This is a genomic window from Devosia sp. 2618 (assembly GCF_040546815.1).
In the GTDB taxonomy this organism is placed as follows: domain Bacteria; phylum Pseudomonadota; class Alphaproteobacteria; order Rhizobiales; family Devosiaceae; genus Devosia.
Genome location: NZ_JBEPOO010000001.1, coordinates 3174833 through 3187195, shown reverse-complemented (window position 1 = coordinate 3187195; position 12363 = coordinate 3174833). Strand labels below are relative to the sequence as shown.

The 12363-nt window shown below is 62.4% G+C and carries 12 protein-coding genes; 9 read left to right on the top strand and 3 right to left on the bottom strand.

Going from position 1 to position 12363, the window contains the following annotated elements; genetic code table 11:
- Nucleotides 1-65: 65 nt before the first annotated feature.
- The 9 genes from ABIE28_RS15760 (at nt 66) to ssuD (ending at nt 9130) form a co-directional block, all read left to right on the top strand.
- Nucleotides 66-521, top strand: coding sequence for a tripartite tricarboxylate transporter TctB family protein (locus ABIE28_RS15760; protein ID WP_354064550.1), 456 nt, complete (start codon nt 66-68; stop codon nt 519-521).
- Nucleotides 518-2035, top strand: a complete 1518-nt coding sequence (locus ABIE28_RS15755) for a tripartite tricarboxylate transporter permease (protein ID WP_354064548.1) — start codon at nt 518-520, stop codon at nt 2033-2035. The genes ABIE28_RS15760 and ABIE28_RS15755 overlap by 4 nt, the downstream gene beginning before the upstream one ends.
- Nucleotides 2036-2382: 347 nt before the next feature.
- Nucleotides 2383-2832: an RrF2 family transcriptional regulator gene (locus ABIE28_RS15750; RefSeq protein ID WP_354064546.1), complete on the top strand. Its 450-nt coding sequence runs from the start codon at nt 2383-2385 to the stop codon at nt 2830-2832.
- Between the two features lie 13 nt (nt 2833-2845).
- Nucleotides 2846-4195 (top strand): FAD/NAD(P)-binding protein, encoded by a 1350-nt coding sequence (locus tag ABIE28_RS15745; protein WP_354064544.1) that lies wholly within the window; start codon nt 2846-2848, stop codon nt 4193-4195.
- Nucleotides 4196-4508: 313 nt separating this feature from the next.
- Nucleotides 4509-4973: a flavin reductase family protein gene (locus tag ABIE28_RS15740; protein WP_502913439.1), complete on the top strand. Its 465-nt coding sequence runs from the start codon at nt 4509-4511 to the stop codon at nt 4971-4973.
- 251 nt (nt 4974-5224) lie between these two features.
- On the top strand, nt 5225-6223 hold the full coding sequence (gene tauA / locus ABIE28_RS15735; protein WP_354064540.1) for a taurine ABC transporter substrate-binding protein: 999 nt from the start codon (nt 5225-5227) through the stop codon (nt 6221-6223).
- A 99-nt stretch (nt 6224-6322) separates the two neighbouring features.
- Nucleotides 6323-7108: a taurine ABC transporter ATP-binding protein gene (locus tag ABIE28_RS15730; protein WP_354064538.1), complete on the top strand. Its 786-nt coding sequence runs from the start codon at nt 6323-6325 to the stop codon at nt 7106-7108.
- Complete coding sequence (locus ABIE28_RS15725; RefSeq protein ID WP_354064537.1) at nt 7105-7944, top strand: ABC transporter permease subunit; 840 nt, start codon at nt 7105-7107, stop codon at nt 7942-7944. The genes ABIE28_RS15730 and ABIE28_RS15725 overlap by 4 nt, the downstream gene beginning before the upstream one ends.
- A gap of 13 nt (nt 7945-7957) precedes the next feature.
- The gene (gene ssuD, locus ABIE28_RS15720) at nt 7958-9130 is read left to right on the top strand and encodes an FMNH2-dependent alkanesulfonate monooxygenase (RefSeq protein WP_354064535.1); all 1173 of its coding nucleotides are present in this window, start codon (nt 7958-7960) and stop codon (nt 9128-9130) included.
- Here the strand turns inward: ssuD and ABIE28_RS15715 are convergent.
- The 3 genes from ABIE28_RS15715 to ABIE28_RS15705 form a co-directional block, all read right to left on the bottom strand.
- Complete coding sequence (locus tag ABIE28_RS15715) at nt 9109-10182, bottom strand: alkene reductase (RefSeq protein ID WP_354064533.1); 1074 nt, start codon at nt 10180-10182, stop codon at nt 9109-9111. The genes ssuD and ABIE28_RS15715 overlap by 22 nt on opposite strands.
- Before the next feature lie 37 nt (nt 10183-10219).
- Nucleotides 10220-11272: an LLM class flavin-dependent oxidoreductase gene (locus tag ABIE28_RS15710; RefSeq protein WP_354064531.1), complete on the bottom strand. Its 1053-nt coding sequence runs from the start codon at nt 11270-11272 to the stop codon at nt 10220-10222.
- A gap of 81 nt (nt 11273-11353) precedes the next feature.
- Nucleotides 11354-12292 (bottom strand): ABC transporter substrate-binding protein, encoded by a 939-nt coding sequence (locus tag ABIE28_RS15705; protein WP_354064529.1) that lies wholly within the window; start codon nt 12290-12292, stop codon nt 11354-11356.
- Nucleotides 12293-12363 lie beyond the last annotated feature (71 nt).

The window sequence follows — 12363 nt, the reverse complement described above, 5'->3', positions numbered from 1 at the left end:
CCGACACGTCAACATTCTCGCGGCCGGAGTTCGCCTCCGGCCGCATCCCCAATGAGGAGGGGTTCATGAAACAGTCGATCCCAATGGATAGTTTGCTCGGCCTGATATTTGCCTTGGGCGGCATCGCGATCCTGTCGCAGGCGCTCACGCTTCAGTCCTTGCCGGGCATGAATGTGGGGCCGGGCTTGTTCCCCTCCATCGTCGGCGCCGGCATGGCGCTGATGGGTGCCGGACTTGTCGTACAGGGCTGGCTCACGCGCAACGATCCCGACGAGGACGAGGCGCCGCCATTGTTCACCTGGTTTGCCGCCGGCGTAGTCGCCGTCATTCTGGGCGCAATTTTCCTGATGCCGTTCCTGGGCTTTTTGATCTGCGGAACCGTGTTTTCTTTCATCGTCGTGCTGATGAGCGGCGGCCGCTGGCTGCCGGCGCTCATCTATAGCCCCATCGCAACCGGCGCCATCTATGCGCTGTTCACCCTGGCGCTGCGCGTACCCCTGCCGCGAGGATTGCTCGGATGAATATGGAAGCTCTCGCTCTCGCCGCCGGTCTCGTCTTCAATTTCGAGACCCTGCTGACGATCTTTCTTGCAGCCGTGTTTGGCCTTTTCGTTGGTGCCATTCCCGGTCTCACCGCCACCATGGCGACGGCGCTTCTGGTGCCGATCACCTTCTACATGGCGCCCATTCCCGCCATTGCCGCGATCATTTCGTGCACGGCCATGGCCATCACCGCCGGCGATCTGCCCGGCACCTTGCTGCGTATTCCCGGCACGCCCGCTTCGGCGGCCTATGTCGAGGATTCCTACCGCATGGCCCAAAAGGGGCAGGCGGGTCTGGCCATCGGCATCGGCGTCATTGGTTCGGTTCTGGGCGGCCTGTTCGGCTTCCTGTTCCTGATGTTCACCGCGCCCCTGCTGGCCAAGGCAGCGCTCGGCTTTTCAAGCTTTGAATATTTCTGGCTTGCCCTGCTCGGTCTGAGCTGTGCTGCGCTGATTTCCTCGGGCGGCATGATCAAGGGCGCGCTGGCGCTGCTGCTGGGTCTGTTCATCGCACAGGTTGGCATGGACCCATTGACCGCCACGCCACGCTTTACCTTTGGCGTGCTCGATCTGATGGGCGGCATCAGCTTCATCCCGATCATGATCGGCATGTTCGCCGTGTCCGAGATCATGCGCTCGGGCCGTCGCGCCATGGCCGAAGTGCCGCAGATGAACCTCAAGAACCCCTTCGCCGGCACCATGGCGGCGCTGTGGAAGTACCGCAAGAACCAGGTCCGTGGTTCGGTCATCGGCTCGCTGCTCGGCGCACTGCCCGGTGTCGGTGGCGATCTGGCCGCCTGGATCACCTACTCGCTGGCCAAGCGTACCTCCAAGGAGCCCGAAAAGTTCGGCAAGGGCCATCCCGAAGGTCTCGTCGAAGCCGGCGCGACCAACAACGCGGCGCTCAGCGCCTCGTGGATACCCGCCATGGTGTTCGGTATTCCCGGTGACGCGGTAACGGCGATTGCCGTGGGCGTGCTGGTGATGAAGGGTCTCGATCCCGGTCCGACCCTGATGACCATCCATCCGGAAAACTTCTATGCCGTGATGATCGTCTTCGCCATCGCCAACATCCTAATGTTGCCGCTGGGTTGGGTTGCCGCCAAAAGCGCCCGCTGGATCTTTGAAGTGCCGCGCGCATTGCTGAACGCTGCCATCCTGCTGTTTTGCATTGTCGGGTCCTACTCGATCAACAACTCGATGTTCGGTGTGATGCTCATGCTCGGCGCCGGCATTGTCGCCTACCTGCTTGAAGCGCGTATGATCGCCATCGCGCCCATCATTCTCGGCATCGTGCTGGGTCCGCTGGTCGAGACCAACTTCACGACGTCGATGATGATCTCGGATGGCAGCATGCTCGGCTTCTTTGGTCGCCCGGTGGCCGCAGTGCTTGGCATTGCAACCATCCTGATCTGGGCTTTCGCCATCTTCAGCACCGTTCGTCGCATCAGGCGAGAACGGGCCGAAGCCAGACTGGTGGCGCAACCCCATTAGGGGCTGCGCTTCCCTCAACGCCTCCCTCGACGGACGTCCGCGCCCAAGCGCGGACGTTTCGTCTTTTGGGGCGGGGGACTTCAGAACAATTTTCTGACCCGACCCGATCCTTGGGTATTTCATAACTCGTTAATGACGATTGGTTTGGTAGGGTATTGCCATCGGCCCGTTGCTTGCCGCAAGGCAAGTGACCGCCCGGCGCCGTCGTCAGCGGCTCCAGATGTCAGCACGCGCCACGTGTGATGTTCTGAGAAGGAATTTTCCTTGTTTAGCTGCTTTGTAGACTTTATTTACAGTTCCGAACCGTTGGCCGATCCGCAGCCGACGATCTGGGATTGCTCGGCGACATGCTCACCAAAAAAGGCAAATACGGTCTCAAGGCCCTTTCCGCCCTTTCGGAAATCCCCGAGGGCCAACTGGCTTTCGTGGGCGAGATCGCCAAAGACAACAACATCCCCAAAAAGTTCCTCGACGCGATCCTGGCCGAACTGCGCAATGCGGGTTTTGTCTACAGTCGCAAGGGCAAGATGGGCGGTTACTCGCTCGCGCGCCCCGCTGACGAGATCAAGATCGGCCATGTGGTCCGCGTCCTTGATGGGCCGCTTGCGCCCATCCCTTGCGCCAGCAAGACCCGCTACCAACCCTGCACTGATTGCGATGAGGCCACATGCGAAATTCGCCATCTGATGCTGGACGTACGCAACGCGATTGCCGATGTGCTGGACAATACCAGCCTAGCGCAGATGCGTCTGATGGGCGGCCCCGAGGCGCTGCCGGTCGGCTCGATGACAGCCTGATATGGACAGCGCCATGAGCGCCGCGTCCGGTCGGCCTTCCGTTACCATCATTGGCGGTGGCGCCAGTGGCGTCCTGCTCGCGGCCCACCTGCTGCGTGATCCCGCAACCGACATTCGCGTCACGCTGATCGAGCGGCGGGGCCAGTTCGGGCAGGGTCTCGCCTATTCCGCCAGCCAGCGCGACCACAAGGTCAACGTCCCCGCGCGCGGCATGAGCGCCTTTGCCGATGACCCGGACCACTTCTGGCGCTGGCTGCAAAAGCGCGGCTATCCATCTGCCACCGGCTCATGGGTTTTCGTGCCGCGCCGCCTCTATGGCGCCTATCTCGAAGACGTGTTGACCGAGGCCGGTCGTTCCAAGCTCGGTCGTCTGGTCATCCTCTCCGAAGAAGTCACCGCTGTCCGCGAAGGCAAGACCGGCATCGAAACCGTGCTGGCCAATGGCACGAGCCTAATCAGCCGCAGCGCCGTGCTTGCCGTGGGGCACGAAACCCAGCCGGCGCGTGGTCGCGGCATTGCTGTCCGCGTCGGTTCCGACCGCGATACCCCGCTTGATCCCGATGTGCCGGTTGTCATCCTGGGCTCGGGCCTCAGCATGGTCGACGCCTGGCTGTCGCTCGCCGATTCCAGCCATCGCGGTCCCATCATCGTCGTTTCGCGCAACGGTCTGCTGCCCAAGGGCCACAAGGACGTCGCGCCGATCAATATCGACGCCGCCGATGTGCCGTTCGGCACCAGCCTTCCCTATTTCATGGCGTGGTTCCGCCAGCTGGTGCGTGACACCGAAGCTGCCGGTGGCGACTGGCGCAGCGTTGTCGATGGCCTCCGCCCCTACAATCAGCGCCTGTGGCAGAGCTGGTCCGACCATATCCGTCGCCAGTTCCTCCGCCACTTGCGCCCATGGTGGAATATTCACCGCCATCGCCTGCCGCCCGAACTCTATGAGCGGCTGGTCCGCGCCGTCGATACCGGGCAGGTCAGTCTCACCGCCGCCGAGTTCATCGGCGTCGAACGTCATGGAGACGGCGCCCGCGCGCAGATCCGCCGTCGCGGCTCCACTGTCCGCGAACCGCTTGATGTGGCCCGCGTCTATGATTGCGGCGGCGTCAGCGTCGATGTGAGTTCAAGCTCCAATCCGGTGATCCGCGAACTGGTGGCCGACGGCCGCGCCCGCGCCGACACTCTGCGCATCGGTCTCGATGTGGACGACCACTGCGCCGTCATCGACGCCCAAGGCAAAGTCACCGACCGTCTGCTGGTCGTCGGACCGCTGACGCGCGGACGTTTTTTCGAGATCGAAGCCATTCCCGATATCCGGGTGCAGGCCGCCAAGATCGCCGCGCGGATTCTGTCCAACAGCTAGGTCTGGACCGGTCCCGCGCGGAGTCGTTAATCTACTAAATCAATAGACATTTCGCGGTATTAGAAACCCGTTCTATTTCGCTGTGCCTCCGCACCACGAAAATTGCCGGTCACGCCAGACATTCGGAAAGCCAAGTCTCGCAGGCCAAGGCCGCGCCGTGGTCCAATCGCGCCATGCTGATGCGATCAGCAGTTTCTGTCACGCGACGCGGAGTGCTGTTGTGTCTATTCTCGAATTTGCCAGCTACAGCGCGCCCTTTTCGCCGAGCGTCGATCCGCGACCCAGCGTTGCCGCCGACGATTTCAAATTCGCCATGCGCCATCTCAGCGGCGCGGTCAGCGTCGTCACCACCGGCTATGGTGCCGAGCGTACCGGCTTCACCGCAACCTCGGTATCGTCCTTTTCGGTCGAACCGCCAACCGTTCTGGTCAGCCTCAACCGCACATCATCGTCCTGGGCCGTGTTGCAGCGCACTGGCGCGTTCGCGGTTAACATTTTGACAGCAGAACAGTCTCACATTGCTGACCGTTTCGCCGGTCGCGGTGGCGAAAAAGGCGTCGGCCGCTACGTCGATGGCGAGTGGCGTGAACTCGCAACGGGCGTGCAAACCCTTGTCGGCGCACTCACCGTTATCGATTGCGAACTCGACGAAGTCATCGAACGCCATTCCCACGCCCTGCTGATCGGCCGTGTTCGCGCCATCGAAGTCCAGGGCCAGTCCGCGCCTCTGCTCTACTATCACGGCTCTTATGGCCGTTTTGATCGGACGCCGCGCTAGGCCGAAAAGAGCATGAACTTGCGCGGCAGGGTCTCTATCCTGCCGCTTGCAGACAAGATTTTGCGCCATAGCAAGGAATTCCCCAATCTCTGCAGCCTGAAGAAGACCCTTTCCCGATGCTGGTTCGGGTTGGCACGCCAGCAACTCGATTAACTCCATAGAGTAAGACAGTATTCCTCAGCGCCGCATTTGGGGCAGGCGCAGTGGGCAGGCAGCACCAACCGCGTCAACGCGCTGCCATGAGGGATCAAATGTCGAATTCACGCCATGCACTACTGGCCTTGGGCCTGACAGGTCTGCTGACCGCACTGAGCGCCACAACATCCTACGCCGTTGATCTGCGCATCGCTTGGCAGCCAATTGTCGAGCCAAGCAAGGTGCCACAGGCCGACGGCGCCTACGAAGCCGCCACCGGCGCCAACATCACCTGGAGCCGCTTTGAAGGCGGTGCTGACGTCATCGCCGCCATCGCTTCCGGTTCGATCGATATCGGCTATGTCGGCTCGAGCCCGCTGACCGTGGCTGCCAGCCAGCAGTTGCCGATCGAAACCATCTTCATCGTCGGCAATATCGCAGAAGCCGAAGCGCTGGCAGTCAAGGGCGTCACCAAGCCCGAAGAACTCGTCGGCAAAAAGATCGCGACGCCGTTCGTCAGCACCGGTCACTACAGCCTGCTTACCGCCCTCAAACATTGGGGCATCGAGTCCGGCTCGCTCGAAATTCTCAACCTGCGTCCACCCGAGATCGCGGCCGCCTGGGAGCGCGGCGATATCGACGGCGCCTATGTGTGGGACCCGGTATTGGCTCAGCTCAAGGCTGGCGGCGCCACCGTTCTCGCCGATAGCGCCGACGTCGCCCAGTGGGGTGGCCCAACCTTTGATGCCTGGATCGTGCGCAAGGATTTCGCCGAAGCCAACCCGGACATCGTCAACGCCTTCGTCAAGGTAACCGGCGAAGCCACCGATGCTTATATCGCCGCGCCCGAAAGCTGGAACGCCGACTCCGCCGAGGCCAAAAAGATCGCCGACCTCTCCGGCGCCAACTTGGCTGACGTGCAATTGCTGCTCAAGGGCTATGTGTTCCCATCGCTCGAACAGCAGGCCGGCCCCGATTTCCTCGGTGGTGGTACCGCCACGGCGGTTGCCGCAACAGCAACGTTCCTTGCCGAACAGGGCCGCATCAGCGGCGCACTGCCAGACTATTCCCCTTACGTGTCGACGGCCTTCGTGAAGGCCGCACTCGCCAAGTAATCCGCATTGCAGTGGGCGTTTCTTTCCTTGGCGCCCAATGCATCAGAGCGCGCTGCCACCTGTCCCTGGGTGGCAGCGCGACAATTGGAGGGGTCTGCCATGTCGGAACTGCGTCTGAACTCTGTCAGCTTCGCCTATGACGGCGCGGCCTCCCAGATCGTGCTGAACCACGTCTCGCTGGGGATCGCCCAAGGCGAATTCATCGCCGTTCTGGGGCAGTCCGGCTCCGGAAAAACCAGCCTCCTCAATCTGGCCGCCGGGTTTCTCGAACCCTCCGAAGGTCATGTGACCATTGACGGCCGCACGTTGCACGGCCCATCCGCCAACCGCGCCGTGGTCTTTCAGGACGACGCGCTCTACGCTTGGCTCAACGCCCGCGACAACGTTGCTTTCCCACTCCACTTGCGCAAAGTCGGCAAGACCGAACGCCGCCAGCGCGCTGATGCACTGCTGGCCAGCGTCGGGCTCGAGGGGCAGGGCGACAAGGCCGTCTGGGAATTGTCAGGCGGCATGCGCCAGCGCGTCGGTATTGCCCGCGCGCTTGCTGCCGAACCGGATTTTCTGCTGATGGACGAGCCGCTTGGCGCGCTCGACGCCATGACGCGTGACCAGATGCAGGAACTGCTGCTGACCATCTGGCATCGCTCCGGCACCGGCGCATTGCTCATCACCCATTCGGTCGAAGAAGCCCTGTTTCTCGCCACCCGCATTGTCGTTCTGGCGGCGCATCCGGGGCGCATCGCGCTATCCCGCGACGTCGATTTCAGTCGCCGCTTTCTGGCCGGCGAAACCGCCCGCTCGCTCAAGTCCGCCCCCGAATTTGTTGCTGCGCGGGAAGAACTGCTCTCAGCCATCGAGCAACCCGACCTGGCGGTGGCAGCATGAGCGTGACCACTGAAACATCGAGCCGCGCAAAAACGTCGGTCGCACCACGTCGCAACAATCGCCAACTCAAGAAATACCTGCCACTGGCCCTGGGGCTCACCGTAGCAGCCGCCGTGTTGCTGATCTGGCAGATCGCCAGCACCTCTGGTTGGGTCTCCCCGGTCTTCCTACCACCACCGGGCGCTATTGTCGCCGCCTTTGGGCGGTTGATCCAGATTGGCTATGTCGATTCAACACTGCTGCAGCACACACTGACCAGCCTTGGTCGGGTCTTTGCGGCGCTCACCTGCTCCATCGCCATTGCTGTGCCCGCTGGCCTGCTGATCGCCACTAGCCCCATCGGGCGCGGCATTCTCGATCCGATCATCGAGTTCCTGCGCCCGCTGCCGCCGCTGGCCTATCTACCTTTGGTGATCATCTGGTTCGGTATTGGCGAGCCATCCAAGGTGCTGGTCATTTCGCTGTCGATGATCCCGGCCATCACCATCGCTACTGCCAGCGGCGTCCGGGCCGCCTCGCGCAGTCAGGTCAATGCCGCCCGCGCCTTTGGTGCATCACCCGCACAACTGCTGTGGAACGTGCTGCTGCCCAGCGCCTTGCCTTCGATCATCACCGGCATTCGCATCGCGCTCGGCGCCGGGTGGACGACGCTTGTTGCCGCAGAGCTCGTCGCCGCAGGGCGCGGGCTTGGCTACATGATCCAGTCGGCCGCCCAGTTCCTCGTCACCGACGTGGTCATCGCCGGCATTCTCGTCATCTCCGCTATCGCCTTTGCCTTCGAAGCCCTGCTGCGCTTCATCGAACGCAAATACGTGCCTTGGGGCCGCAATCATTAAAGGGGACATCGCCATGTCAGCCAAACCGCTCGACTTTTTCTGGTTCATCCCCACCCATGGCGATGGCAGCTATCTTGGCTCCAGCCAGGGCGAACGCCAGCCCGATTTTCAGTATTTCAAGCAGATCGCCCAGGCGGCCGATCGTCTTGGCTTCGAAGGCGTCTTGTTGCCTACCGGCCAGAATTGCGAAGAAAGCTGGATCACAGCCACAGGCTTGGCCACGGTCACGGACCGCCTCAAATACCTCGTCGCTCTGCGACCCGGCGCAACGCTTCCGAGCTTTGCAGCGCGACAGGCGGCGGCGCTGGACAGGCTGAGCAATGGTCGGCTGCTGCTTAATGTCGTGGTCGGTGGCAACCCAGTTGAACTCGCTGCGGACGGCGTTTTCCTGCCGCATGGGGAGCGCTACGAACAGGCGGGCGAATTCCTGCAAATCTTCCGCCGCCTGCTGGCAGGCGAAACGGTCGACCTCACCGGCAAACACTACCGCATCGAAGCTGGCCGTCTCGATCAGCGCGCCGTGCAACAGCCCCATCCCCGCATCTTCCTCGGTGGCTCATCGGAAGCCGGGCAGGACCTCGCGGCCGAGCAGGTCGACACCTATCTCACCTGGGGCGAACCGGTGGCGCAGGTCGCCGAAAAGGTCGCGTCTGCTCGTCAGAAAGCCGCTGCCCGTGGTCGCACGCTCCGCTTTGGCATGCGGCTGCATTTCATCGTGCGCGAAACCGAAGACGAGGCATGGCGCGAGGCGGAACGGCTGATCAGCAAGGTCTCCGACAGCCAGATCGCGGCAGCGCAGGCCCGTTTCACGCAGCAGATGGATAGCGTCGGCCAACGCCGCATGGCCGAACTGCATGGCGGTGATCGCAACAAGCTGCTGGTCGGCCCAAACCTCTGGGCCGGGGTTGGCCTGGTGCGCAACGGCGCCGGCACCGCCTTGGTCGGTACACCCGAACAGATCGCCGAACGCCTGCGCGAATATCAGGCCGTTGGCATCGATCTGATCATCGGCTCCGGCTATCCCCATCTCGAAGAAGCCTACCGTGTCGCCGAACTGCTGTTTCCGGTTCTGGGCCTTGGCCAGCAGCGTCGCAATCTGGTGGAAACTGTCAGCAACGAGTTCACTGTCGGCTTCCATGGCAAGGCCCAGATCGCCGTCCCGCCTCAGTCCGCCAGCGCGGGATAATCTGTGTAGCCAGCCGCACCATCGGTATAAAACGTCGCCTTGTCCGGCGGCGTGAGTTGCGCGCCTCGGCGGAAGCGCTCGGGCAGGTCCGGATTGGCTAAAAACTTCTCGCCAAACGCGATGAGGTCAGCCTTTCCTTCAAGTAAGGCGCTCTCGGCAGATGCCTGGTCATACTTGCCCGCAAGGATCAACGGACCATCAAAGCTCTCGCGGATCGCAATGGCCACATAGGGGAGACCGTCCGGCTGCACGGCAGGCTCAACCACATGCAGATAGGCCAGCCCCAGTGGTGACAACAGGGCCGCGATTGTCTCGAAATTGCTGACCGGATCACTGTCGCTCATGCCCTGGAAATTGTTGGTCGGCGATACCCGCACGCCAATGCTCGAAGCCGGCCAATGCGTCGACACCGCCTCGAAAATATCGAGCAGGAACTGCGCCCGCTTTTCGGCGCTACCGCCATAGGTATCACTGCGTTGGTTGCTGGCATCGCGCAGGAACTGATCGATCAGATAGCCATTGGCGCCGTGCAGTTCGACACCATCAAAGCCCGCTGCCTTGGCGCGGCGCGCCGCCTCGGCATATTGCCCGACCACCACGGCGATCTCGCCGATATCGAGTTTCACCGGCGTCTCAAACGGCACTGGTCCGTTGACGGTATAGATATTGCCTGCCGCCGCAATCGACGACGGCCCGACCACGCGGCCGCCTGCCTCCAACTGGCTGGAATGTGCCCCACGCCCCATATGCGACAGCTGCGCAAAGATACGCCCACCCTTGTCATGCACGGCCTCGGTCACCGCCTGCCAGCCCTGCTGCTGTGCATCGGTGAACAGCCCCGGCCGCGTCGGTCCCTTGAGGCCGCTGAACGGATCCACCTCGATGGACTCGGTGATGATCAGCCCGGCGCTTGCCCGCTGCGCATAATGCAGGCGTGCAAGCTCGGTCGGCACCTTGCCGTCTGCTGCGCGCCGTCGCGTCATCGGCGCCATCACGAAGCGGTTGGGAAGGGACAGGGCGCCAATCTGGTAGGCGTCGAAAAGCGTGGGCATGAAGGCAATACTCGAAACCAATTGAAGCGGCAGGCGGTCAGGCGGATGCCGCCTTCTGGAGTGTAAGGGTTGGCGCTTTGCCCGACCAGCCAAGCGCCGGCGCGATCCGTTCGATTGTGTCGGTCAGGATCTGCTCATATTCGGAAAGACTGAATTCATACGGCAGCTCAAGCCGCAGCTCGTCGACCAGCGGCAGGACCGGATCATTGAGCAGCCACTCAATGATTTGCTCGGATGTTCCGACCAGATCGCGCGGGAACAGCGTGCGGCGTTCGCCCTGTGGCTTGAGCGTGCGCTCGTAACGACCCGCACCAAAGGCTTCATAGCGCGCCACCCGCGATGCGGGCGCGCTATCTGTCGGCACGATCACCCGGCCTACGGCAACACGCCCCGGCCATGCGTCGGACGCCGCGCGAAAGGTTTCAATCAGGCGGACCTGGGCTGTGTGGAAGTCATCCGTGCCTTCCCCTCTGATGACATTGCCGGTGAGAAAATTGAGCCCATGCTCGCCCGCCCAGCGCGCCGACTTCTGCGAACCGCCGCCATACCAAAGCCGATTGGCCAGCCCCGCCGCATAGGGTTGCAGGCGTGGCCGTTGCGGCCCGAATGGCGTCGCGATTGTCGTGTCCGCGTCGCCAAGATAATCGCCGCGCAGATTGGCGGCGAACCGCTCGATGCGGGCATGACCAAGCTCATGGCTCTGCCAGTCGCCGTCATGGATCAAGGGTCCGAGAATGGCAGAATGCGGTGGCACGCCGGCACTGAGCCCGACATTGAGCCGCCCGTGCGACAGTACATCGACCATCGACAGGTCTTCCGCCAATCGGAACGGGCTTTCATAGCCGATCTGGATGACCGCAGAACCAAGCTGGATCGTCTTGGTCCGTTGACTTGCGGCAGCCAGAAATACCGCCGCGGTGCCAATGCCCGGCTCTAGATGCCGTTGCCGCACCCAGGCGCTGTCAAAGCCGAGCTGCTCGCCGAAGGCGATGAGGTTCAGCGTCGCCTCAATGCCGGGCCCCGGGTCGTCATTGGCGTAGTTGCCCGGAACGAGAAAGGCGAGGTGCTTGATCGCAATGGGATTGGTCATCGGATGTCTCGGGGAATGGGAGCGCCGCACCTCGTCAGATGCGGCGCCTATTAAGATAGCTTCGCTAGAAGCAGGCCGTGATCAGCTCTTTGGCAGGCCGGGAGGATTGGTGCGCGATTCCGACAGCGCTTCGGCCTGCAGGCCCCAGCGCTTGAGGGTGTCGAGATACTTGCCATCGGCGATCAGGCCATTGATCGCGGCGGTCACGGCAGCAGCCAGACCGCTATCCTTGCGGGTGGTCACGGCGATTTCGGCCGTCAGCGGCCAGCCGCCATTGACGATGCCAACCAGCTTGGTGTTGCCGTTAATCGCGGAGCGATAGGCAAGACCCGCATTGGGGTTGAACTCGACATCGGCACGGCCCGACTGCAGCGCCAGCTGGCTTGCAGCGCTATCGTCGTAATACTGGAACTCAGCTGGAGCCAGGCCCGCAGCCTTGTTCTGCTCATCCCAATCGAGGAGGATCTTTTCCTGATTGGTGCCCGCGCCGACGATGATCTTGAGGCCGGCAATGTCTGCTGGCTTGGAGATTTCGGTGATCGGGTTTTCGGTGGCGACATAGAAGCCGAGAACGTCGAGACGATAGGTGGAGAAGTCAAACTTCTCCTTGCGCTCTTCGGTGACGGTCACGTTGCTGATGACGGCGTCAAAGCGGCCCGACTGCAGGCCGAGCGGCCAGTCGGCCCAGGCGACAGGCACCAGCTCAAGCTTCAGGCCCAGCGCGTCGGCAATGATCTGCGCGGTGTCTTCTTCTGCGCCAACCGGGGTCTTGGAGTCGGTGGCATAGGTGCTCAGCGGTGGATCACCAACGGTCAGCGCCACGGTGAACGTGCCATCCTTGACGAACTTGAAATCGGGCGAGATCAGCGCGGCGGCGGCGTCGATCTTTTCGGCGCGGACGCGGTTGGTCTGTTCTGGCGTCAGGTCGAAGGTAATGGTGCTCTGGGCAAAGCTTGGCGCTACGCTCAGCACAGTTGCGGCCATGAGCCCGGCAGCGAGGAGGGGTTTAAGCAGACGCATTGGTGAAGCCTTCTAGGAAATTAGAGCGAAGAGTTTCTGCCGTCGTCCATGCGAACGACAGAAGGGCCGGC